The sequence below is a fragment of the Marinobacter alexandrii genome, from assembly GCF_005871205.1.
GTDB classification, from domain to species: Bacteria; Pseudomonadota; Gammaproteobacteria; order Pseudomonadales; family Oleiphilaceae; genus Marinobacter; species Marinobacter alexandrii.
Map to the genome: position 1 here is coordinate 366,948 of NZ_SWKM01000012.1, position 23,102 is coordinate 390,049.

Sequence of the window (23,102 nt, forward strand, 5' to 3'; positions counted from 1 at the left end):
GTTAGCGGACTAGAGGCGAACGGCCACGCCAACGCTGGCTGTTCGCCTGTCGTAATCGTAGCGGGCAATGTTGCTGTCGTTCTTCACCAGCTGCATGTCGAGTAGCAGGGAGAGCGTGCGGTTCACCCGGTACTCACCATCTATACCAACCGTGTACCGGTGATCTTTGCGGTTGATTACCTGCAAGCCTTCGGCCGTCTGCAACCGGTGAGCGGTTCGGTAATAATTGAGGCGATAGCCTGCAGAGGTGCCCAGCTCAAACGCTGGTGTAAACGCGTAGCCAATACCGAAGCTCAGGGTCTGGCCCATGGGCGAGACGCTGTAGAACTCGGTACCGGTGTCGAAATTTTCCCGATCATCGTAATCCAGCCGATAGCGGACATCGCCGCGCCAGGCATCCTGTTTCGCTTTATAGCGCAGGTCCAGGCGGTAGTGCTGGCCGTCATAGGCGTTCAGGCGGGTATCCGCATAAACCTGCTCGGCATCCACTGCGAGGGTGCAGCGAGCGGCTTCGGACCGGAGCTGGCAGGTGCTGGTGGCAACCTGTCCGGACAGTCGAGCCCGCTGTTCCTGTGAACTTCCGCCCCGCCAGAGCTGGTCGCCGCCAATGCCAAGGCTGAACCGATAGGGCGCTGACGACCGTTCCCAGGCAGTGTCGAGACGGACAAGGTGGGTGTTGAAATCCTGTTCGTCGGCGTACTGCCGTCCATACAGTTGCAACTGCGCCTTCATGGCGTTGTTGCCCTCGCGCACCGGGTAGCCGGACACCACGCCGACTGACTCCAGAAATGTGTCGTCGAGACTGCTTGGAGCCGTATCCGGGAAAAGCCCGATGTTTTCCTCGTAGCCACCGGCGAGGGAGATCAGGCCCTGCCATTGGCTGGGAGGCGGAATGTCTCCCAGGTCTTTTAGTTGGGCGCGTGCCAGTTTGCCGAGCTTGTCTTCGGCGTTCTCAATAGCGGCGTTACGGAAAGCGGCGCGAGCTTTGCGCGGGTTATCCTGGGCCAGTGCTACCAAGCCGAGATTGTAGAAGGCGAGTCCGCGTTGTTTGGTGTCCAGCAGTTCACGAAACTTGCCTTCCGCCAGGTCGAACTCGCTCAGTTTGTAATAGAGCACGCCCAGGTTGTAGGTCAGGGCTCGTGAATCGAGTTTGGCTGCAGCGGCTTCAAGGAGTTTTCGGGCCTGCTTTAAGTCGTTGTTCTGAAAGGCGGTAATGCCCGCTCGCATCTGCTGTTTGGCTGTCGAGGTTTCAGTGTCGGCAGAGACTGTCCCTGGCGCGAGCAGGCACAGCGTCATAAACAGCGGCAAAGAAAGGCGAGACAACAAGCGAATTTCCCTCGAAGCTGGTAAAGGTTAAGCCTATCGCACGTTCAGTGTCTCTGGCGCGAAGGGCTTAACCTAGCACACTAAGGGAAGATTCACATAGCAAAGGGGAAGTCTACGTAAACGGTACCGTTTCGTATCCAGGGAGCTTGCTGGGGTGTCGGGCAAGCGATTTGTTATTGGCCGGTCACGCCGTCGAGTGTGGAGGTGCCGTCTTCCAGCAGATCCAGATCGGTATCCGGCAGATCGCCAATAGGTAAATCCGGCTCAGGCAGTTCTGCCCCTGGCAATTCAATGGACGGTTCTTCGAGCCCGGTTTCGCCCGGCAGTTCGACACCCAGTGCATCCCGCGTTTCACGGGCTTGCAGCGAAAGGCTCTCCGACAGCTCTTGGGCTTCCGTTGAGAGCTCGCCTGCATCCAGGGTCTCGAAGCTTTCGTTACCCTCCAGTTCGCTGACAGAATCCGGGATCTGCATTTCCTGCACAAACGAGGAATCGAGCTCCTCATCATCTGCGACCATGCGCATGGTGATGTCGAGATCCGATTGCGCCGCAGCCAATCCCGGTGCCAATAGCAGTCCCATCAGGAGGACTTTAGTAAGCAGTGAAGTCTGTATCTTCCATAATTTCATGACGATGGCTCCATTAATTTGCCAATGTCAGTTTTGAAGGTCTTTCTTTTTTCGCCATCACCCAGATGGGCAACGAGCGTCCCCTCGCCGGGGAAGAGTACGTTCACCGGCAGTGCCAGCAGATTGTCCCCAGGTTTCAGGTTCACTTTCCAGCTGACCTTGTGGCGCCCAGGGAAAGGAGCGAGCTCCATATTGGGCGGCAGCTCAAGAGTAAGCGTCACATTCTCAACCGCTTGTGCGGACGAAAAAGCCACGCGGACGGTCTGTTGTTGCGGACTGGCTATTTCCGTCGTTGCGGGCGGTGTGTTGTCCGCAACCTCAGTGCCTGCGGGTGGCGTCGATGAGAACTGGCTGCCAATAAAGACGCCCACCGCCAGTGCCGCTGCAATCGCACCGCCCCAGACTGGAGAGTGCCCGGACTTTTTGGTTCGCCCAGTCGCCTGGTTCAGGATGCGCGTTTCAAATTCGCTGTCAGGTTCGGGCGCACGATCGCCAGCAAGCTGTTCGGCGATGTACTGCGCAGTGGCCAGGGCCATGGCGCAATCGTCGCACGATGCTGCGTGGTCTCGCAGGGTGCGTTTGGTCGCTTCAGACACCTCGCCAGCGGCCAGGGCATCAACATCGTTTTTAAAGTCGCTGCAGTTCATCGTGTTCACCTCATTGACATCCACGTTGCCGTGTCTCAAAAGGTTCCAACTCCTTTTGCAATTTTTCGCGCAGTTGTGCCCTCACTCGATGCAGTCTGGATTTGATGGTCCCCAGGGGCACGCCCAGTACTTCGGCGATGTCCTCCTGACGCCATCCCTCGGAGTCGTGCATGAGCAATAGGGTTCGCTGGTCGGGCTGTAATTCACTGATCAGCCGACGGAGCAGGGTGCTCTGTCGGTCATTGTCAGTGTGGCTCATGGGGTCAGGTTCGCTGCTCGGCAATGACTCCAGGAACGTGGTTTGCTGGTCCGGCCGATCCAGGGCACTGGCGCTGGTTTCACGGCCAGTCGGCCGTTTGCGCAGAGTATCCACAAAATGGCGGTATAACACCCGGTGCAGCCAGGGCCGCAGCTCTTCCACCTGTTCAAGCTCGTCCACTTTCGGGAACAGTTTAGTCACCACGTCCTGAACCAGATCTTCAGCATCGTGCTGGTTACCGGTTAGGCGGTACGCGAACGTATGCAGGGTTCGTAGGTGTGGATGGACCAGGCGCTCGAAGCGTTTTGACTTGGACTGGCGAAACGGAAGCAAGGCCAAATGGGTACCCCTGATGATCACCTTGCACGGGGATCGTGCGGCAGAAATCTGGTTTCATTTATTACAGATATGCAGTCTACCAGCGCGCGCGACTAAGGGGTATGCCGACACTGTAAAAAAAAGCACGGGCAAAAAGTGCCAATTAACAAATACCTGTGCCCAAAAATAAGTGTTTTCACGTAAAAAAATTCGATCATCTTGGAACCATTGCAATTAGACCAACGTGGTGTGCTGCAAAGGCGATGGATACGCCGAACTACAAGAAACCCTATTCAAGGTGACCGAGTATGTTTATCCGCAACGTGTTGTTTACTGCCGTGTCGGCAGCCACATTGGGTCTAACGGGCTGTCTCGACAGCGGCGGCCAGACCAGTAAAAACGCCAACCCTGATTACCAGGTCAACGGCAGCCTGAACGTAAAAGGCACTCATCCGCTGTTTGATCCACTGGAAACTGAATTTGTCATTCCCAGCGATGCTCTGTTCTTTTTGAGCGAAGTCGACGACGGCACCATGTTGAACGGAACAGACCCGGCCAACCCGGTTACCCAGGGGCTTGGTTTCATGGACGGTGCCTCGGTGCTTGCGCCAATTGATGTCAAGATCAGCGCCAGCCTGGACAGCCAGCAGAATCTCGATGCCCGTGATTTTGTTGAGGTAGATGGTGAAGTGGTTCCCAACCCGGACCAGAACATTTTCCTGATTCCGGTTGAGTACGCCAGTGGTGACACCGTGCAGGCACTCATCACCGAAGCGCCGGGCCTTACGCCTGCTGCGCGTTATCGTGAAGCACTGCGTCTGCAGGATGCGGGAAATACTGCCGCTGCCGATGCTATCTTCAGTGACCTGCTCATGGAGAAAGTGCGGGTTGAACTGCTGGACATCGACGGTGGTCAGGACAATCTGATCCGGGTGCTGCCGCTGACGCCGCTGGCCGCCAAGACCCAGTACGTGCTGGCGGTGACCAACGACATTGTGGACGCTAATGGCGAGCCCCTGGTCGGCTCGCCCACCTATCAGTCGGTCGCCGATCCCGACCGGGTCCTGTCGAACGGGGCTTTCCAGCCGTTCCGTGATGCCATGCTACCGGCCCGGAAGCTGGCTGCCGATTATTTCGATTTCAAACGTGAGTACCCAGAGTCTGCCGGCTTTGCTGCTGACTTTGACGATGTGCCCTACGCAACAGCCATCACCACCACCGCGGTAGAAGATGTGCTGCTGGCCAATGCCGCGCCAGTCACCTATTTCCGTTCGTCGTTGAAGATTGAGCAGCGTCAGGAGGAGCTCGGGAAACTGTTCGACGGTTTCTATAACCTTAGCGGTCAATCCCTGGGCGGAGGCGCTAGCACCGAAGAGGAAAACCTCAATTCGGCACTGTACGCCACGCTGACCGACTCTTCCTTCCGTTTATACGACGAGGCGCTGGCGACCATCCTGTCGGACGCCAACGGCAGTGGCACCACCATCCTTTATGGTGATGTGGTTGCAGATGTGGAAGCTGATCGCCGGATTGCCCACGCTATTCAGGTAGCAGCAGCGCAAGCGACGGATGCCAGCATCGATATTGAAGCCGAGGCGACCGCCATGGCCAATGCCGCCGACACGTTGCTGGATACGCCAAAGCCGAGAGATGTCACCATCTTCAGTCAGCGTGACAGCAATGAAATTAACAGTGCACTGCAGTTTGATCCGAGTCCAGTCGCAGGTGACGAGGTTACGGCCCGGGTCTACGAAGGTGAAATCACCCTGCCGTATTACCTGGGTGTACCGACCGAAGGCGATGGCAGTGCGCTGAAAACTGAGAGCTGGGTTGCCGCTGATTTCAGTGCCGACGAAACCGGTACTCTTACTGCAGCGCCTTCAGATCGAGTGACCTACCGCTTTCCGTTTGCCCAGAAAAACGCGGATACCACGGTTCCGATCATCGTAGGGGCACCAGCTGCCAGTGTGGCGACCGGCAGGGGTGCTCTTCCTGTCATTATCTACCAGCACGCTGCGACCACTGACCGCTCCGCGATTCTGCCACTGGCGACAGCGGCTGGCCTGACGTGTGCTGCTGACGCGGCAGCGGATTGCTTCGTGACCATCGGTATCGATCAGCCGCTACACGGCATCTTCAGTACCGGCATCGTTGGCAACGTGTTCCCGATCACTGGTGACGACCCCAGTCAGGCGGGTGCTTCGGCTGAAGCCAGCGAGCGTCACTTTGGCTTTGCCGCCGACGCTGACCTGAATGCGGTGACAGCGGATCAGGTCGCTGAACCGGGTTCTGGTGACCTGTTCCTGAACTTCACCAACTACGCCAACACCCGGGATAACATGCGCCAGGGAGCCATTGATCTGCTGAACATCAATGCTTCATTGGCAAATATCGAAGCAGCTATTAATGCCTGCTCCGGTTGTGCCAACGGCGTGACTCTGGACACCAGCCAAGTCTACTTCGTAACCCATTCTTTGAGTGGCATGGGCGGCGCTGCAGTGCCTCATGTAACTAATGTGGCGGGCGCAGATAATGCCAACCTCGTGCCGGTAACTTCCTCCGTGTTCTTCAACACCGGCGGCCAGTTCACACGTGTGGCCGAGAACTCCAAGACAATAGCGGTAGAAAAGGGGTTGTTGTCTGCTTTGGATGAAGCTTCTGATGGCATCCTGGCTCAAGGCCGAATTGAACTGGACCTCTACTTCAACATCTTCCAGGGCCTGCTCGACTCGGCCGATCCGACCGCCTTCGCCCCGCTCTATAAAGGGCAGTCAGTTTTGGTGACCGAGATCGCCGGTGATCCGACCGATCCTGAGAAGCCGACCGATGGCACCATTCCGAATGCTGCGGACGAAGAGGGAGCGCTGCCTCCGCTAAGCACCACCATTGCTGAGACCGGCTTTGAGATCGACGGTGAGAATATGCCACTGGCGGGTACCGATCCAATGGCTGCGGCCATGGCTGCAGCCGCCATTCAGGAAAATGCTATTAACAATACCTTGCCGGTTATCACCCGCTACACCGAAGGCGCGCACGGCAACCCGATCTCTGCTGGCACGAAGGAATCTGAAGCCTTCTCATCCGCGGCGGTTTTTGACGAGATGGTTGCCCAACTGCTGGAGCTGTTCTCCGCGGGTACTGTTTCTGTGACCAACGGCTGTGTGGTTCAGGGTGTTGACGGTACTGACTGCGACAACCCTGATAACAGCGACCCCGGCGCAGATCCTGATGGCGGCTCCGGCGGCGGTGATGGCGGCGGCGACGGTGGCGTTATTCCCCTGCCGTTCTAATTTCGCGGACGGCGCCCCAGGAGTCCGGGGCGCCCCCAGACCCTCTTACGATAACAAGTAAATCAAGGCGTTAGCCTCGCCATATGGGGGAGGCTTTGCCCAAAACTTGCGGAGCAAGCGCAATGACAACAAAAAACTCCAAACTGCCCAAATCGATTCGTCTGGCAGTGGCGGTAAAGCTGGCCTGCCTTTCGGCCACGGCCGCGGCCTTCGATTTCAGCATCTACGAGATTGATGCCTCCTTCAGCACCACGCTGACAGTAGGTACTGCCTACCGCCTGGAAGATCAGGACAAGAGCCTGATCACCCAGGGTAACCTCGGACCGGAATTCGCTTTCAGCAACACCGGTGCGTCATCCAACAACTTCGACGACGGCAACCTGAACTTCGAGAAAAACGAGCCTTACTCCACCATCGCGCGTGGCCGCAGTGAGCTGTTCCTGGACTACGCGCCAGACAGCGACACCCTGACCCGGGTCGGCGCACTGGCTCGTGCCAGCTACTACTACGACTTCGAGCTCAAGGATAACCCGCGGGCAACTGACCCGGTGGGTCAGCAGCGTGAGCTGAACCCTGAGGCGAAGGACAACGCTTCTGGTGTCGACCTGCTGGACGCCTACGTATTCTCCGACTGGTACTTTGGCGATACCCCGGTATCCATCCGTTACGGCCGCCAGGTGGTGAACTGGGGTGAGAGTACCTTCATTCTGGGCGGTATCAACGCCATCAACCCGATCGACGTACCAGCGTTCCGCGCACCGGGTGCCGAGCTGAAAGACGTACTGCTGCCGGTTGAGATGCTCTACACCTCAGCGGGCGTCACCGAAGAAATTACCGTTGAAGCCTTTGTCCAGACCGATTGGGAGCCGTTCCGCATCGACGATTGCGGCACCTTCTTCTCGTCTGCTGACGTAGCCGCCGACGGCTGTGGCCCGGTACTGCTGGCTGGTCAGGTGCCTGACTCCCAGGCCTTTGAGGAAGGCTTTATCGCGCCCCGTCTGGGCGATAAAGAGCCTGGTGACAAGGACCAGTTCGGTGTGGCAGCACGCTATTTCGCCACCGACCTGAATGCTGAGCTTGGTGTGTTCTACACCCGCTACCACAGCCGCCTGCCGTACATCAGTGGTGTGGTGAACAACCCCGAAGATGCGGACGAAACCCAGCAGTTCGATCCGTCCAAGCCGTCTTCGCGGTTCCCCAGCTACTTCATTGAGTACCCCAAGGGCATCGACCTGTATGGCGTGAGCATCAACACCACGCTGCCAACCGGTACATCGCTTGGTGCGGAATATAGCTACCGTCCGAACATGCCGATCCAGTGGAACACCTTTGAGCTGATCTACGGTGGTCTGCAGCAGCGGGGCCCGGACGGTCAGGTGATCAGTAAGCTGGAACAGCGCCGACAGGAGAAAGGCGGTACCTATGCAGGCACGGCTGTTGAGGGTTATGACCGTTACGGCGTATCCCAGGCCCAGGCCACAGCGATTCACTTCATCGACCGTGTCATGGGTGCGGCCCGTTTCATCATCGTGGCTGAGGTCGGTGCGACCTACGTGCACGATCTGGCGGACAAGTCTGAGGCGCGCTATGGCCGTTCGGGCATCTACGGTGTTGGCTCGGTTCCCCTGGAAGGCGAAAGCTTCACTGGCGACTTCTGCAGCAACGGCCCGGCGACTGGTAATGAAGACAACAGAAGACGTGAAAGTGGTGATCCGACTCGTCTGAACATCAATCCGACCAACTGCGGCAATGACGGCTTTACCACGTCCTTCTCCTGGGGCTACCGGACCCTGTTCGTCTGGGATTACCCGGATGCCGTGGCCGGTATCAACATGCGCCCGAAACTGTTCTGGACTCACGACGTGAAAGGTTATGCGCCGGATCCGGGCGGCAACTTCAAGGAAGGCAACAAGTCGATCGGTCTGGGGCTCGAGGCCACTTACCAGAACGCTTACAAAGCCAACATCAGTTACACCAACTATTTTGGCGGCGATTACAACGAGACCAGCGATCGTGACTTCATCGCAGCCTCCGTCTCCTATTCATTCTAAGTAACCAACGACTCGGTAGAAGGAGTTAACACAATGAGAATCATGAGAACCCTGATGTACGGCGCTGTTGCCAGCGCACTGCTGACCTCCGGATCCGCCCTTGCGGCGGTCTCCGCGGAGGAGGCTGCCAAGCTTGGCGATACGCTGACAAAAATCGGCGCCACCAAGGCCGGTAACGGTGATGAAATTCCGGCCTGGGATGGCGGTTTGACCCAGTCGCCAGCGGGCTTTAACCCGGACGACGGCCGCTACATAGACCCATTCCCTGAGGACAAAGAGCTGTTCCGCATTGATCAGAGCAACGTGGATGAGTACTCGGAGAACCTGACTCCGGGCCAGGTCGCGATGATCAAGACCTATGATGACTACTTCATCCCGGTCTATCAGACTCGCCGTACTGCGACTTATCCTGAACAGGTCATTCAGCAGACCATGGAAAACGCCACTCAGGTTGAGTTGGTGGAAAGTGGTAACGGCATGAAGAATTACCAGACCGCGACCCCGTTCCCGATTCCCCAGAACGGTCTGGAAGTCATTTTCAACCATCTCACTCGCTACCGTGGTGGTTCAATTGACCGCAACGTGGCCCAGGTTACTCCGCAGCCCAACGGTGACTTCAGTGCGGTTAAATTCACCGAGTCGTTCACAGAGCGGGTCGCGCTGTCTGACTACGATCCGTCCGACGATCCGAACGTGATGTTCTACTTCAAGCAGGGTATTACTGCGCCGTCGCGTCTGGCCGGAAACGTTCTGCTGGTACACGAGACCATTAACCAGGTTAAAGAGCCGCGCCGGGCGTGGTTGTACAACTCCGGTCAGCGTCGCGTTCGCCGCGCACCGAACGTAGCCTACGACGGTCCGGGTACTGCAGCTGACGGTCAGCGTACCGCCGATAACCTTGACCTCTACAACGGCGCGCCGGACAAGTACAACTGGGAGCTGGTCGGCAAGAAAGAGATCTACATTCCGTACAACTCCTACCGTGCCGCCAGTGCCGAGCTGGACTACGACGATATCGTCAAGCCGGGTCACGTTGACCAGAGCCTGACTCGCTACGAGCTACACAGAGTGTGGCACGTCAAGGCGACCCTCAAGGATGAAGAACGTCACGTTTACGAGCAGCGCGACTTCTTCATTGACGAAGACTCCTGGCAGATCTCGCTGATTGATCATTACGACGGCCGTGGCAATCTGTGGCGCGTAGCTGAGGCGCACGCCATGCAGATGTACCACCCCAATGCCAATACCCCGGGTTACGCCTTTGAGACTTTGTACGACCTGCTGTCTGGTCGCTACCTGGTGATGGGCCTGACCAACGAAGAAGATGAGCCATACGTATACGGCACTGAGCGTAGCTCGCGGGAATACACCCCTGCAGCACTGCGCCGGTCTGGCGTCCGCTAATGGCGTACTGATAGTGACTGACCCTGGCAGCGGATCCCGCTCCCGGGGTTTGTCGATTAACGGAGGTAATAAACGATGATTGGAATCATGGGTAGCCAACCATTGTTCGAGATTGAAAAACGCCTGCTGGCTCGCCAAGGTGCGTGGCTGGTGAAAACCCGGGAAATTCCTGAGTTGGGGCCCTATCGGTCACAGCTGGAGGCTATTGAAGCGCTCTACCGTCACGTGACGATTTGTTCCGGGGTATTGAGAAAGGAAAAACCGGAACTGGCCCGGCAGTTTGTGCAGCATTCGATCACCGAGTGCAAGAAGCCAGACTGCGAGCTGTGTGCCGCGCTGCTGGCTCTTGCACCGGATACGCCGGTGGTTCAGCTAAAGGCCTGAATGCCGGTCTGGCCACGGCCAAGGATCAGGGCGTGAACGTCGTGAGTACCTTCGTAGGTATTGACGGCCTCAAGGTTCATCACGTGACGAATAACGTGGTATTCGTCGGCAATGCCGTTGCCGCCGTGCATGTCACGGGCAACCCGGGCAATGTCCAGGGACTTGCCGCAGTTGTTGCGCTTGAGCAGTGAGATCGCGTCGGGCGTGGCGGTGCCATCGTCCATCATCCGGCCTAGTTGCAGTGCAGCCTGCAGGCCCAGGGTGATTTCCGTCTGCATGTCGACCAGTTTCTTCTGGATCAGCTGATTGGCCGCCAGCGGCTTACCGAACTGGATGCGCTCCAGTGTGTAGCTGCGAGCTGCATGCCAGCAGAATTCGGCCGCGCCCAAAGAACCCCAGCTGATGCCGAAACGGGCTTTGTTCAGGCAGCTGAAGGGACCTTTCAGGCCTTCCACATCCAGCTTATTCTCGTCGGGAACAAATACCTCGTCCATAAAGATGGAGCCGGTTTCCGAGGCACGCAGGGAGAATTTGCCCGGAATCTTGGGGGTATCCAGTCCCTTGGCGCCATCGCGTTCGATCACAAAGCCGGTCACCTTGCCATCCAACTTGCCCCAGACCACGAATACGTCTGCAATGGGGGAGTTGGTGATCCAGGTCTTGGAACCGCTCACCAGGTAGCCGCCATCCACTTTCTTGGCACGGGTCTCCATGCCAGCGGGGTCGGAGCCGTGGTTGGGCTCGGTCAGGCCAAAGCAGCCGACCAGTTCGCCGGACGCCAGCTTGGGCAGGATGCGCTTTTTCAGGGCTTCCTGGCCGAAGGTGTAGATCGGGTGCATAACCAGCGACGACTGCACGCTCAAAGCAGAGCGATACGCTGAATCAACCCGCTCGACTTCACGGGCAATCAGGCCATAGCAAACGTGGTTCAGGCCCGGGCCGCCGTATTCTTCCGGCAGGGTGGCGCCGAGCATGCCGAGCTCGCCCATCTGGTTGAAGATGGTGCGATCGAAGGTTTCGTGCCGGTTAGCCTCAATAATGCCGGGCATCAGGCGTTGGTCACAAAAGCTGCGGATGCTGTCCCGAACCTGGCGTTCGGTCTCATCCAGTTGCTTGTCGAATTGCAGCAGGTCATCCCAGGGTGCAGAAGCCAGAGCCATGGTGTTTCTCCTCAGTAAAATTCAGTGGTTAACGCGTTCGATAACAGCAGCAATGCCCTGGCCTACACCAATGCACATGCTGATCAGCGCGTAGCGCCCGCCGCTGCGTTCAAGCTGGCGGGTAGCGGTGAGAGCGATACGAGCGCCGGACGCACCCAGTGGGTGGCCTACTGCAATGGCGCCGCCGTTCGGATTCAGTCGCGAATCGGTTGGATCAATGCCCAACCGGGTGGTGCATCCGAGGACCTGTGCGGCGAAGGCCTCGTTGATTTCGATAACGTCCATATCCTTGAGTGTCAGACCGGCCCTAGCCAGCGCTTTCTCACTGGCGGGTACCGGGCCATAACCCATGACCTCGGGCGAGACGCCGGCGATGGCCGACGACACAATACGCGCCCGGGGCTGAATGCCGGCACGTTCGCCGGCCTCAAGAGAACCAATGATCAGGGCTGCGGCGCCGTCGTTGATGCCAGAGGCATTGCCCGCAGTCACCACGCCACCCTCAAACAGCGGGCGCAGGCCAGCCAGGGCTTCCGCCGTGGACTGTGGGCGCGGATGCTCGTCCGCACTGACGGTCAGGGCCGGTTTCCTGCGGCCCTGGGGCACCTCAATGGGCAGGATTTCGTTGTCATAAAAACCGTCCTGGCGGGCCGCTTCAAAGCGGGCCTGGCTCTGGGCGGCAAACTGGTCCACCAGTTCCCGATCCAGATTCAGTTCCCGGGCAATGTTGTCGGCAGTTTCCGGCATGCTGTCGGACCCGAAATCGGCCTCAATGCGCGGGTTCGGGAAACGGGCACCAATGGTACTGTCAAAGGCCCGAAAATCGCGGCTAAAGGGCGACTCGCTCTTGGCCATGACAAACGGCGCACGGCTCATGCTTTCGGCTCCGCCGGCGACAAACAGCTCGCCCTCACCACAGCGGATGGCGCGGGCGGAATCGATGATGGCGGCGAGGCCGGAGCCACACAGGCGGTTAACCGTCAGGCCACCAGTCTCAACCGGCAGACCAGCCAGCAAGCCGGCGTGGCGGGCCAGGTTGCGGGCGTCTTCGCCGGCCTGATTGGTGCAGCCGGCAATCACGTCCTCATAGGCCTCAAGTGCGAAAGCGTTGCGCTCCACCAGGGCTTTGATCACGCTGGCGAGAAGATCATCGGGGCGGACCTTGGCCAGAGCACCGGCATGACGGCCGAAAGCTGTTCTCAGGCCATCGTAGATATATGCGCTCATGTCGGCTTCCTCTAATTAAAGGACTGTGTGTCATTGTGGGCGGACCAGCCCGGCGAAGATAGTGGCCGGGCAATCCTTGTCATTTATGCTAGTATAGTTTCATTCAGCGAAACAGAGTTTTGTAATGAGTTTCGAAAAGACTAATCCGGGTGTGTTTAAAATGCAAGCAGTCACCAAGCTTCCAGCGCTGGGTTCGGTGTGACGAGCTCAGAATTCCGTGTAAAAGGTATCGAGCACTGGTTGCTGACTATTGCCGTCACGCTGCAGTTGCTGGCCATGTGTGTTGCCAGCCAGCCACTCAGTGCCCTCGCCGGTGGGCTGTTTCTGGTTGGTTTCCTGTTTGCCGGTCGTCGTCTGCAGGGCTATTCCCGGGGCCTGATGTTGGTGGCGCTGTCGGTCACGGCGTGGCTGACCTATCGTGGCCAGCTCGCGATGCCACAACTGCTGAAGGCGTCCGCCGATGCAGGCTTTTACGCAGCATTTCTGGGTAGCCTGGGGTTGATGCAGTGCCTGGTTCGGCGTTTCGAGGTACTGCGGCAAATTCACGATGTACTGCTTGGCGGGCGCCCGCTCTGGTTGTACCCGAAATACGCGGTAGTCAGTTGCAGTGTCGCCTCGGTGCTGAATTTCGGCATGATGAATCTGTTGTGCGGCACCTTGTCCGAGACCCTGCGTGAGCGGGAAATTACCGGGCAATCGCGGTTGCGCTGGCTGCGCAGCGTACTGATCAGTGTGCTGCGGGGGTTTGCCCTGGTGCCTTTAGTGGCCCCGACCAGTGTCGCCGTTGCCATCCTGACCCGTGAGCTGCCGGCGTTGAACTGGTCGACACTGCTGCCGTTTGGTGCCCTGATTGCAGTGGGACTGATTTTGCTGGGCTGGCTGCTGGAACAGCGCCGGTTCCGGCGGGTCAGTGCCGAGCGGGTCGCCCTGGAGCGGTGGCCCACCGGTACGGTTGGTTTGCTGGTGTTGATGCTGGTGGTTTTCACCACGATGGCGGTGCTGGTGGTGCTGACCGGATTAAAGGTGTCAGCCGCAGCGATGCTGGCAGTGCCCGTTATTACCGTGTTGTACATGCTGTGGAAGGAGCGCGCGCCGGCGGCCATTGTCCGGGAGAGTGCCGGCCAGATCGTCTCCATGAGCAATGAGATGGGGATCTTTGCGGCCTCCGCCATCCTGGGCGTGGCACTCTCCAGCGTGATTCCAAGCGATGCCCTCAGCGGACTGGCCAGTTCCGATGGCGGTGTCTTCCTGCTCGCAGCCGCCGGATTGCTGGTACTGCCGATGCTGTCGGCGATCGGCATCATTCCAATCACGGTCCTGAGCATTCTCGCTGGCTTGCTGCCGCAGCTGGTGGCCGAGGGTATGGACCCGGTGCCGGTGTCGGTCGCCCTGGTGATTGGCTTCTCACTGGCCATGATGCTGTCACCGTTCGGACCTGCTGTAATGCTGCTGTCCCGGTTTGGTCAGGTCTCCCGCTGGAAGGTGGCTTTCCGCTGGAACGGTCTGTTCGTGGTTATTGCCATACCGCTGCTGCTGGTGTTTCTGGCCTTAATAGCCCCGTGAACGGTCAACCACGCCGGTGATGGCCCGGCCCTGGGCGTGGGCCCGGATTTTTGTGGTGATCTGTTCCAGAGTGGATTCCCGCAGTGAACGTGCCGAGATGTGGGGCGTGACGATGATGTTCGGGTGCTGCCAGAAAGGATGATCGGCTGGCAGCGGCTCCTGCCGGAACACGTCGAGTGAGGCCCGGGCTACCTGCCCTTCATCCAGGGCGTCGAGCAGGTCCTGTTCCACCAGGTGCTCGCCCCGGCCGACGTTGATAATCACCGAGTCGGGCTGGAGCTGGCTGAGCAAGTCGTAATTGATCAGGTCCCGGGTGTCGTCTGTGAGCGGCAGGGTGTTTACCAGTACCCGGGAGGCCTGTAGAAATGGCGCCAGACCGTCGGGGCCGGCACAGGTGGTTACGCCCGCCAACGAGTGCTCGCTGCGCGCCCAGCCGTTCACCTGGTAATCCAGACTGGCCAGGGTGCTGGCGACCCGGGTGCCGATCTGGCCCATACCCATGACGCCAATAGGCCACTCACTCCGCTTGATGGGGCGCTGCAGCTGCCACTGGTGCTGATTCTGCTGGGCCCGGTACACCTGCATATTGCGGCTGATTTCCAGCAGCTGGTGCACCACATGCTCGGCCATCTGCACCGACATGCCGGCATCTTCAAGGCGAACCACCGTGAGCTCCGGCGGCAGTTCCGGCAGCGACATCAGGCCGTCGACGCCGGCGCCCAGGTTAAAAATTGCTTTAAGAGACGGCTCGCGGGCAAACAATTCTCCTGGCGGGCGCCAGACAATAGCGTAGTCGGCCATGACGGGGTCGCCGTTCGGGTCCCAGGTCACGACCTCGGCTTCCGGCAGAAGTGCCTTGATAGGCTGGGGCCAGCGTTCGGGTTTGGAGTCCCCGGCGACAAAAAGCACTTTCATGAAGCCTCCGTGTTCGAAAAAGCGGAATGATCTGGTTATGCTGTTTTGCTTGGCAGAATAATATCCCGAAAAGTACCGGTATTTTCGACTAACGATGATCGAAATGGCCCGTTAACCTGAGACATTAAAGAATAGTGTTTCAGAATCGGCACGAATTTTGAACGTTTTTCGAGGTGTTCTGTGGTACTTGATTTTATCAACGATTAAAATACTGCATCTTTTCTATTCATGGGACTTATATCCCGGATACCTGATCAGGCGACGCTGTCGGAGGGCGCCACTATATGTCGAAAGCAGAATCCACCTCACCGGAACTGATGGTTGCCTCCGGTGACGGCGAGCCGGTAAAGCCGGAAAAAGACCGTAAGTTCGTGGAGGCGCTGTCCCGCGGCCTGGACGTTCTGCGCGCCTTCAGTCAGGGCTCCGTTATCCTGGGTAACCAGGATATTGCCCGGATTACCGGTCTGCCCAAGCCTACCGTTTCGCGCATGACCTACACCCTCACCAAGCTGGGCTACCTGAGCTACAACGTGCAGCTGGAGAAGTACCAGCTAAGCTCCGGTGTGCTGGCGCTGGGTTACGCCTACGTGTCGAACCTGAAGGTGCGTCAGCTGGCTAAACCGTACATGGATGAGTTTGCCCGCCAGACCAATATGTCCATTGGTCTGACCTGCCGGGACCGCCTGCACATGATTTATGTGGAGAACCGCCTGCCGCCGGAGGCCTCTCTGCTGCGCATGGACATCGGCCTGAAGCTGCCGATGGCGACCACCTCTGCTGGCCGCGCCTATTACTGCGCGATTACCGATAAGGCGCGCCATGTTATCGACGATGCCATGGAAGCGAAGTACGGAGCCGAGGGCTGGCGGGAAAAAAAGGAAGGGCTCGAGCGCGCCAAGGAGGATTACGAGAAGCACGGTTTCTGCCTATCGCTGGGCGAGTGGGACCGCAATATCAATTCGGCGGGTGTGCCTATTCATCTGCAAGACGGCACCATTATGGCACTGACCTGTGCCGCGCCATCATACCTGGTGTCTGCTGAGAAGCTGCGTGGATCGGTAGCCCATCAATTGGCCATGCTGGCCGGCGATATCGAATCCCTGGGCGTGTGATTACCGTAGCCGCAGCGCCGCAAACATCCCGGTGAACGGCCTGGCCCAGTAGGGCGTCGTAAAAAACCGCAGAAGACATTCTGCGGTTTTTTTGTGTCCGGTCTTCAATTGATGGTTGAAACCCCGCAAGATCTACTATTAAATCGTACTCAAGTTTCGCTTGTTAAAACTATATTCCATATTAGGCGAGGAGAGATTATGTCTGAGGTCGTAACTTATAACCGTGAAGGCACCGTTGGCGTCATTACTGTGGACTACCCACCGGTGAATGCCCTGGGCCATGCGGTTCGTTCCGGCCTGTTGGCCGCGCTTGAGCAGGGGCTGAAGGATTCCGAGGCCAAGGTGCTGTTGCTGGTGTGTGAAGGCCGCACCTTCATTGCCGGCGCGGACATTCGCGAATTTGGCAAACCAATTCAGGAGCCATCGCTGCCTGAGGTCATGAATGTATTCGAGAACAGTGATAAGCCGGTGGTCGCGGCTATCCATGGCACCGCCCTCGGTGGTGGCCTGGAAACAGCCCTGGGTTGTCATTACCGGATTGCCCTGAGCAGCGCCAAGGTTGGCCTGCCCGAAGTGAAGCTGGGCCTGCTGCCCGGCGCCGGTGGTACCCAGCGTCTGCCGCGCCTGACCGGTGCCCGTAAGGCCTTGGAAATGATCACCACTGGCGAGTTTGTCGGTGCCAGCGAGGCCCTGAAACTGGGTATTGTCGATGCCGTTGATGAGGGCGACGACATCAAGGCCGCCGGCCTGGCCTTTGCCAACAGCATTGCCGATGAAGGCAAGCCAGTGCGCCGGGTCCGTGACCTGACCGACAAGATCGCCGCCGATCAGGGCAGTGACGTTTTTGATGAATTCCGCGCCCAGCTGGAGAAAAAGGCCCGCGGCCTGTTTTCGCCGTTCAAGTGTGTGGATGCGGTGGAAGCTGCGGTCACCCTGCCGTTCGATGAAGGCATGAAGCGCGAGCGTGAACTGTTCGTCCAGTGCATGGACTCGCCCCAGCGTGGCGGGCTGATCCACGCCTTCTTCGCCGAGCGTGAAGTATCCAAGGTGAAGGGGCTGGCGAAGGACACCCCGGTGCGTGACATCAACAGTGTCGGCATCATCGGTGCCGGTACCATGGGCGGTGGCATTGCCATGAACTTCGCCAATGTGGGTATTCCCGTCACCATCGTGGAAGTGAAGCAGGAGGCTCTGGACAAGGGCTTCGCGATCATCCGCAAGAACTACGAGAACTCTGCGAAAAAAGGTCGTATCACCACCCAGCAGGTGGAAGAGCGCATGGCGCTAATCAGCGGAAGCCTCAGCTACGACGCCTTCAAGGACGTCGATCTGGTGATCGAGGCGGTGTTCGAGAACATGGCCATCAAGAAGGAAATTTTCGCCCAGCTGGACGCGGTGTGTAAGCCCGGCGCGATCCTGGCCTCGAACACCTCTACCCTGGATATCGACGAGATCGCCTCCGCTACAAAGCGCCCGGAAGATGTGGTCGGTATGCACTTCTTCAGCCCGGCCAACGTGATGAAGCTGCTAGAGAACGTGCGTGGTAGCAAGACCTCGGATGAGGTCAAAGCCACGGTGATGGCGGTGGCCAAGAAAATCAAAAAAGTGGGTGTGTTGGTTGGCAACTGCTACGGCTTTGTTGGCAACCGCATGCTGCACAAGCGCGGTGCCGAAGCCATGGCTTTGGTTAACGAGGGTGCAACACCGCAGCAGGTGGACAAGGTGCTGACCGACCTGGGTTACCCCATGGGCCAGTTTGCCATGTCCGATCTGGCTGGCATCGACGTTGGCTACCGAATCCGCCAGGAACGCCGCAACTCCGGTGAGGATGTGCCCCTGAGCTGGATGGACAAACTCGCCGAACAGGATCGCCTGGGGCAGAAGACCATGGCCGGTGTTTACCGCTACGAGGAAGGCAGCCGCAAGCCGATCCCTGATCCGGCCGTGGACGCCATCATTGCCGAATTCCGCCAGGAACAGGGCATTACCCCGCGCGACATCACCGATCAGGAAATCCTGGAACGCTGCATGTTCGTGATGATCAACGAGGGCGCCAAGATTCTGGAAGAGGGCATCGCCGACCGGGCCCTGGATATCGATGTGGTGTGGATCTTCGGTTACGGCTTCCCGGCCTACCGGGGTGGCCCCATGTTCTGGGCCGACCAACTGGGCCTGGATACCATCCTGAACGCGGTTGAAAAGTACCACGACGACATCGGCGGTGATCAGTGGAAGCCGTCGGCTCTGCTCAAGCGCCTGGTGGCTGAAGGCAAATCCTTCGCTGATCTCTGAACGAAACGAGGCTAACTGAAATGTCTGATGCAGTTATTGTTTCCACCGCGCGCACCGGCCTGGGTAAGTCCTACCGGGGCGCCCTGAACAACACCCACAGTGTCGATCTGGCCGGGCATGTAATTCAACACGCGGTTGCGCGTGCCGGAATCGACCCGGACGTGGTCGAGGACGTGATCCTTGGCGCCACCTTCCACGAGGGCGCCCAGGGCAAGAACATCGCTCGCCTGGCGGCCCTTCGGGCCGGATTGCCAGCAACCACGGCAGGCCTGTCGATCAACCGGTTCTGCAGTTCCGGGCTCCAGTCCATCGCCATCGCCGCTCAGCGCGTCGTGTCGGAGAAGGTGCCGGCCATGGTCGCCGGTGGTGTGGAGTCCATCTCCCTGGTGCAGAACGACAAGCTCAATAGCTTCCATGCCCGCAATGAATGGCTGATGAAGCACAAGCCCGAGCTTTATATGGCGATGATTGAAACGGCGGATATTGTGGCCCAGCGCTACCAGGTCAGCCGTGCGTCCCAGGACGAATACGCCCTGATCTCGCAACAGCGCACGGCCGCGGCCCAGGAAGCGGGCCGGTTTGATGATGAGATCGTGCCGTTCGACGCCACCATGTTGGTGAAGAACAAGGAAACCGGCGAGATCAGTGAGCGCGACGTCACTCTGAACCGGGACGAGTGCAATCGCCCGAATACTACCCTTGAAGGCCTGCAGGGCCTGGACCCGGTTCGGGGCGAGGGTCAGTTCGTCACCGCCGGCAACGCCAGCCAGCTATCCGACGGTGCTTCCGTGTGCACGGTGATGAACAGCACCTACGCCGAGAAGAACAACATCGAGCCCATGGGCATCTTCCGTGGCTTTGCCGTGGCCGGCTGCGAGCCGGACGAAATGGGTATCGGACCGGTGTTTGCGATTCCGCGTCTGTTGGCGCGTAATGGTCTGACCATGGACGACATCGATCTGTGGGAACTGAACGAGGCGTTTGCGTCCCAGGTGGTGTACTGCCGGGATCGCCTTGGCATTCCCATGGAAAAGCTCAACGTGAACGGCGGCTCCATTTCGGTGGGTCATCCCTATGGTGTGACCGGCTCCCGGTTGACCGGCCATGCCCTGATTGAAGGCAAGCGCCGCGGTGCCAAGTATGTGGTCGTTACCATGTGCGTAGGCGGTGGCCAGGGCGCAGCCGGACTGTTCGAAGTGGTGTAAGCGCAATCTCATTATGGCGGGTAAGTCAGGAGCAAAGGCATGAATGATCTGAGCAGGAACTACATCAACGGACAGTGGGTTGATTGGCGTGGTGACACCCTGGATGTCCACGAAGCCGCCACCGGCGAGGTGATAGCCAAGGTGCCATCGTCCAACCGTGCGGTTATGGAACAGGCCATCGCCGCCGCCCACGATGCCTTCGACACCTGGTCAGAGAGCACGCTGGAGCAGCGCCTGAAAGTGCTGGAACAGCTGCACGAGGGCCTGACCGCCCGCAGTGACGAGATCGCCCAAACCATCTGCCGGGAAGTGGGTATGCCGATCAAACTGGCGACCGGCATACAGGCCGGGCTGCCCGCCACCATCACCAAGAGCTACCTGAAACTGCTGCCGGACTTTGCCTTTACCGAGCAGGTGAAGAACTCGGAAGTGCAGTATGCGCCGGTGGGCGTGGTGGGCTGTATCACGCCCTGGAACTACCCGTTGCACCAGGTCATCCTGAAAATCGTGCCGGCCATCGCCGCCGGTTGCACGGTGGTGCTGAAACCGTCCGAAATTGCCCCGCAAAGCGCCTACATTCTGGCGGAGATCCTGGACGGCACCGATCTGCCCAAGGGTGTGTTCAACCTGGTGTGTGGTCTTGGTGAGACGGTGGGGGATACCCTGATCAATCATCCAGACGTGCGCATGGTGTCGTTCACCGGCTCCACCCGCACCGGTAGCCGGATCGCCCACGCCGCCGCTGAAGATTTCAAACGCTTTGCCCTGGAAATGGGCGGCAAATCCGCCTCGGTGGTGCTGCCGGATGCCGATTTGGCGGCTGCAGTGAAAGGCACGGTCAACAACTGCCTGCTCAACTCTGGGCAAACCTGCACGGCGTTAACCCGCCTGCTGGTGCCGGCGGATCGGCACGACGAAGCCTGTGAACTGGCGGCCGCCGCGGTGGCCAAGATGACTCCGGGTAATCCGCTGGAAGAAACCACCCGTCTCGGGCCGCTGGCCTCCGCGCAACAGCGCGACAAGGTGATGGATTTCATCAAACTGGGTATCGAAGAAGGCGCCACCCTGGTGGCCGGTGGCCCAGACGCGCCGCAAGGCTGTGATCAGGGCTATTTTGTTCAGGCCACAGTGTTCGGCAACGTCAAACCGGACAGCCGCCTTGCCCAGGAAGAAATCTTCGGCCCGGTACTGAGCATCATTCCCTACGCCGACGAAGCCGAGGCCATCCGTATTGCCAACGGCACCGCCTACGGTCTGTCCGGTGCAGTCTGGTCGGCAGACCAGGACAACGCCAAGCGGGTTGCGAGCAAACTGCGCACCGGCCAGGTCTTCGTTAACGGTGGCGCGTTCAACCCTCAGGCACCGTTCGGCGGCTTCGGCCACTCCGGCCTCGGCCGTGAATTCGGCAAATGGGGCCTGGAAGAATTCCTGGAAGTGCGATCACTTCAGCTGTAACCGAAGAAGTATGCTCGGCACCCGGGGTGGGGTGCCTTTTCTGCCGGGAAAAAGATGTCTGAGCGCAGCGAGTTATTTTTCCCAAAAGAAAAGATACCCCGCCTCGGGGGCCAGACTCCTATCTCAGGCTTTACCACCAAGAAGGATGCGAACGGCAGTACAGGCATCCTCCAGCTCCTCATCCCGGGGCTCTCGCCCCCCAAGGATGTCGCTGTACAGGCAGGACTCGGCCAGCCGGATCATGAAGTAAGACAAGCTTTCGATGTTCATCGGCGGCGTGATCTGTCCCCGAGCCACCTGGTCTCTCAGCAGCCGGGTGTTGGCCTCAACGGTACGGCTGCGCAAGGTGGACTGGGACGAGGTAAGAATTTTCAGCGCGTACTCCGGATCCTGGTGGATGAACTGCCGCAGGGGCCCGAAGTGCAGCACGGTGGAGTTGATGTGCCGATAGACACCCACCACATAGTCGATCCCGGTGCCGGGGGTGGCTCTGAGCGCCTCCTGGCGCAGGGGATCGTACAGCGACCAGAGGACGTCACCGATTAGCAGGTCCTTGTTGCCCACCCAGCGAAACAGGGTGGCCCGGCCAATGCTGAGCTCGTCCGAGAGGGCGGCAAGGTGGATGCGTTCGCCCTTGAGCCACATGCGCCGGGCCCGCTTCAGAGCGTCCGCCGGTGTTGCTCGGGTTGGTGTTTGCTCGGTCACTGAAACCTCATGTGGTGATTTGCAGCCATTCTAAACACAAAAAAGGAAAGCCGCTATGAAGACCAGAATCACTGAAATGTTCGGCATGCGCTACCCGATAATCCAGGGCGGCATGCATCACGTGGGCTATGCCGAACTGGCCTCGGCCGTGTCCAATGCCGGCGGCCTGGGGATCATTACCGGCCTGACCCAGCCGACGCCTGAAGACCTGGCCCGGGAAATCGCCCGCTGCCACGAAATGACCGACCAGCCCTTTGGCGTCAACCTGACCTTTCTGCCGTCGTTCAACACCCCGCCCTATGCGGAGTACATTGATGCCATCATCGCCGGTGGCGTCAAGGCGGTGGAAACCGCCGGCCGCAGCCCGGAACAGTACATGCCCCAGCTGAAAGCGGCAGGCATCAAGGTTATCCACAAGTGCACCTCGGTGCGCCATGCCCTTAAGGCCGAGCGTATCGGTTGTGATGCCGTCAGTGTCGATGGCTTCGAGTGTGGCGGTCACCCGGGCGAGGACGACATTCCCAACTTCATCCTGCTGCCCCGGGCTGCCGAGGAACTGACCATTCCGTTTGTCGCTTCCGGTGGCATGGCCGACGGCCGCAGCCTGGTCGCGGCTATGGCACTGGGTGCCGAGGGAATGAACATGGGCACGCGCTTCCTGGCGACCAAGGATGCCCCGATTCACGACAACGTCAAACAGGCCATCGTCGAAGCCGACGAACTCCAGACCAAGCTGATCATGCGTAACCTGCGCAACACCGAGCGGGTCATGAAGAACGCCGCAGTCGAGGAAATTATCCGGATCGAAAAGGAAAAGGGCGAGGCCGAAACCATCGACGACATCCGCCATCTGGTTACCGGCGTGAAAGGCCGATTGGTGCTGCAGGAAGGCAAGATGGACGAGGCAGCCTGGAGCTGCGGTATGGTGGCCGGCCTGATTCACGATATCCCCAGCTGTGAAGAGCTGATCAGCCGGATCATGGCCGACGCCGAGGAAATCGTTCGCCAGCGCCTGACTGGCTTCCTGGCCTAACGCTGGACAAGATCCGGTCCCTTTCTAAACCCAATCACGCCCGCTACCCCCCACACGGGCGTGAAGGTTTTGTGATAGTTCCGCTATACACTCTTTAAGCGCTTGTGACTCTGCCGTGAGCGGCCCC

Annotated in this window: 18 protein-coding genes; 10 read left to right on the top strand and 8 right to left on the bottom strand. The window is 59.0% G+C overall.

Features of this window, described 5'->3' with window-relative positions; genetic code table 11:
* Positions 1-9 precede the first annotated feature (9 nt).
* From FCS96_RS08650 to FCS96_RS08665, 4 genes are all read right to left on the bottom strand, one after another.
* Positions 10-1,323, bottom strand: coding sequence for an outer membrane beta-barrel protein (locus tag FCS96_RS08650; RefSeq protein WP_138439956.1), 1,314 nt, complete (start codon positions 1,321-1,323; stop codon positions 10-12).
* 176 nt (positions 1,324-1,499) lie between these two features.
* Positions 1,500-1,955, bottom strand: coding sequence for a hypothetical protein (locus tag FCS96_RS08655; protein WP_138439957.1), 456 nt, complete (start codon positions 1,953-1,955; stop codon positions 1,500-1,502).
* The gene (locus FCS96_RS08660) at positions 1,952-2,641 is read right to left on the bottom strand and encodes an anti-sigma factor family protein (RefSeq protein ID WP_171040704.1); all 690 of its coding nucleotides are present in this window, start codon (positions 2,639-2,641) and stop codon (positions 1,952-1,954) included. Before FCS96_RS08660 ends, FCS96_RS08655 begins: the two co-directional genes overlap by 4 nt.
* Positions 2,613-3,200, bottom strand: a complete 588-nt coding sequence (locus FCS96_RS08665) for an RNA polymerase sigma factor (RefSeq protein ID WP_138439959.1) — start codon at positions 3,198-3,200, stop codon at positions 2,613-2,615. The genes FCS96_RS08660 and FCS96_RS08665 overlap by 29 nt, the downstream gene beginning before the upstream one ends.
* 287 nt (positions 3,201-3,487) lie before the next feature.
* On the opposite strand from FCS96_RS08665, the gene FCS96_RS08670 reads away from it, so the two are divergent.
* From FCS96_RS08670 to FCS96_RS08685, 4 genes are all read left to right on the top strand, one after another.
* On the top strand, positions 3,488-6,469 hold the full coding sequence (locus FCS96_RS08670; RefSeq protein ID WP_138439960.1) for a hypothetical protein: 2,982 nt from the start codon (positions 3,488-3,490) through the stop codon (positions 6,467-6,469).
* 122 nt (positions 6,470-6,591) lie between these two features.
* Entirely contained in the window at positions 6,592-8,520 is a 1,929-nt protein-coding gene (locus tag FCS96_RS08675; protein WP_138439961.1) for a DUF1302 domain-containing protein, read from the top strand.
* Between the two features lie 42 nt (positions 8,521-8,562).
* A complete protein-coding gene (locus tag FCS96_RS08680; protein WP_407658093.1) occupies positions 8,563-9,924 on the top strand; it encodes a DUF1329 domain-containing protein in 1,362 nt (453 codons plus the stop codon).
* Positions 9,925-10,011: 87 nt separating this feature from the next.
* Positions 10,012-10,308 (top strand): hypothetical protein, encoded by a 297-nt coding sequence (locus FCS96_RS08685; protein ID WP_138439963.1) that lies wholly within the window; start codon positions 10,012-10,014, stop codon positions 10,306-10,308.
* Here FCS96_RS08685 and FCS96_RS08690 read toward each other — a convergent pair.
* Complete coding sequence (locus FCS96_RS08690; RefSeq protein ID WP_212747059.1) at positions 10,293-11,468, bottom strand: acyl-CoA dehydrogenase; 1,176 nt, start codon at positions 11,466-11,468, stop codon at positions 10,293-10,295. The genes FCS96_RS08685 and FCS96_RS08690 overlap by 16 nt on opposite strands.
* 21 nt (positions 11,469-11,489) lie before the next feature.
* Entirely contained in the window at positions 11,490-12,695 is a 1,206-nt protein-coding gene (locus FCS96_RS08695) for a 3-oxoadipyl-CoA thiolase (protein ID WP_138439964.1), read from the bottom strand.
* A 276-nt stretch (positions 12,696-12,971) separates the two neighbouring features.
* Here FCS96_RS08695 and FCS96_RS08700 point away from each other — a divergent pair, with 276 nt between their 5' ends.
* On the top strand, positions 12,972-14,258 hold the full coding sequence (locus tag FCS96_RS08700; RefSeq protein WP_138440400.1) for a hypothetical protein: 1,287 nt from the start codon (positions 12,972-12,974) through the stop codon (positions 14,256-14,258).
* Here the strand turns inward: FCS96_RS08700 and FCS96_RS08705 are convergent.
* Positions 14,244-15,173 carry a 2-hydroxyacid dehydrogenase gene (locus tag FCS96_RS08705; protein WP_138439965.1) on the bottom strand — a complete coding sequence of 310 codons (930 nt, stop codon included), beginning with the start codon at positions 15,171-15,173 and terminating at the stop codon, positions 14,244-14,246. The genes FCS96_RS08700 and FCS96_RS08705 overlap by 15 nt on opposite strands.
* 317 nt (positions 15,174-15,490) lie before the next feature.
* Here FCS96_RS08705 and FCS96_RS08710 point away from each other — a divergent pair, with 317 nt between their 5' ends.
* The 4 genes from FCS96_RS08710 to FCS96_RS08725 all read left to right on the top strand — a co-directional run bounded on the left by FCS96_RS08710 (position 15,491) and on the right by FCS96_RS08725 (position 21,237).
* The gene (locus FCS96_RS08710; RefSeq protein ID WP_171040750.1) at positions 15,491-16,285 is read left to right on the top strand and encodes an IclR family transcriptional regulator; all 795 of its coding nucleotides are present in this window, start codon (positions 15,491-15,493) and stop codon (positions 16,283-16,285) included.
* A 198-nt stretch (positions 16,286-16,483) separates the two neighbouring features.
* A complete protein-coding gene (locus tag FCS96_RS08715) occupies positions 16,484-18,577 on the top strand; it encodes a 3-hydroxyacyl-CoA dehydrogenase NAD-binding domain-containing protein (protein ID WP_138439967.1) in 2,094 nt (697 codons plus the stop codon).
* A 20-nt stretch (positions 18,578-18,597) separates the two neighbouring features.
* Positions 18,598-19,782, top strand: coding sequence for an acetyl-CoA C-acyltransferase (locus FCS96_RS08720; protein ID WP_138439968.1), 1,185 nt, complete (start codon positions 18,598-18,600; stop codon positions 19,780-19,782).
* Between the two features lie 39 nt (positions 19,783-19,821).
* The gene (locus FCS96_RS08725; protein ID WP_138439969.1) at positions 19,822-21,237 is read left to right on the top strand and encodes an aldehyde dehydrogenase family protein; all 1,416 of its coding nucleotides are present in this window, start codon (positions 19,822-19,824) and stop codon (positions 21,235-21,237) included.
* Positions 21,238-21,360: 123 nt separating this feature from the next.
* Here the strand turns inward: FCS96_RS08725 and FCS96_RS08730 are convergent, their stop codons facing one another.
* Positions 21,361-21,942, bottom strand: coding sequence for a QsdR family transcriptional regulator (locus tag FCS96_RS08730; protein ID WP_138439970.1), 582 nt, complete (start codon positions 21,940-21,942; stop codon positions 21,361-21,363).
* Between the two features lie 55 nt (positions 21,943-21,997).
* Here FCS96_RS08730 and FCS96_RS08735 point away from each other — a divergent pair, with 55 nt between their 5' ends.
* Entirely contained in the window at positions 21,998-22,975 is a 978-nt protein-coding gene (locus FCS96_RS08735; RefSeq protein ID WP_138439971.1) for an NAD(P)H-dependent flavin oxidoreductase, read from the top strand.
* The last annotated feature ends 127 nt before the right edge of the window (positions 22,976-23,102 follow it).

Excerpts from the sequence above, each read along its gene's own strand:
- FCS96_RS08655 (WP_138439957.1), bottom strand. The coding sequence starts at position 1,955 with ATGAAATTATGGAAGATACAGACTTCACTGCTTACTAAAGTCCTCCTG.
- FCS96_RS08670 (WP_138439960.1), top strand. The coding sequence starts at position 3,488 with ATGTTTATCCGCAACGTGTTGTTTACTGCCGTGTCGGCAGCCACATTG.
- FCS96_RS08675 (WP_138439961.1), top strand. The coding sequence starts at position 6,592 with ATGACAACAAAAAACTCCAAACTGCCCAAATCGATTCGTCTGGCAGTG.
- FCS96_RS08680 (WP_407658093.1), top strand. The coding sequence starts at position 8,563 with ATGAGAACCCTGATGTACGGCGCTGTTGCCAGCGCACTGCTGACCTCC.
- FCS96_RS08685 (WP_138439963.1), top strand. The coding sequence starts at position 10,012 with ATGGGTAGCCAACCATTGTTCGAGATTGAAAAACGCCTGCTGGCTCGC.
- FCS96_RS08690 (WP_212747059.1), bottom strand. The coding sequence starts at position 11,468 with ATGGCTCTGGCTTCTGCACCCTGGGATGACCTGCTGCAATTCGACAAG.
- FCS96_RS08695 (WP_138439964.1), bottom strand. The coding sequence starts at position 12,695 with ATGAGCGCATATATCTACGATGGCCTGAGAACAGCTTTCGGCCGTCAT.
- FCS96_RS08700 (WP_138440400.1), top strand. The coding sequence starts at position 12,972 with ATGTGTGTTGCCAGCCAGCCACTCAGTGCCCTCGCCGGTGGGCTGTTT.
- FCS96_RS08705 (WP_138439965.1), bottom strand. The coding sequence starts at position 15,173 with ATGAAAGTGCTTTTTGTCGCCGGGGACTCCAAACCCGAACGCTGGCCC.
- FCS96_RS08710 (WP_171040750.1), top strand. The coding sequence starts at position 15,491 with ATGGTTGCCTCCGGTGACGGCGAGCCGGTAAAGCCGGAAAAAGACCGT.
- FCS96_RS08715 (WP_138439967.1), top strand. The coding sequence starts at position 16,484 with ATGTCTGAGGTCGTAACTTATAACCGTGAAGGCACCGTTGGCGTCATT.
- FCS96_RS08720 (WP_138439968.1), top strand. The coding sequence starts at position 18,598 with ATGTCTGATGCAGTTATTGTTTCCACCGCGCGCACCGGCCTGGGTAAG.
- FCS96_RS08725 (WP_138439969.1), top strand. The coding sequence starts at position 19,822 with ATGAATGATCTGAGCAGGAACTACATCAACGGACAGTGGGTTGATTGG.
- FCS96_RS08735 (WP_138439971.1), top strand. The coding sequence starts at position 21,998 with ATGAAGACCAGAATCACTGAAATGTTCGGCATGCGCTACCCGATAATC.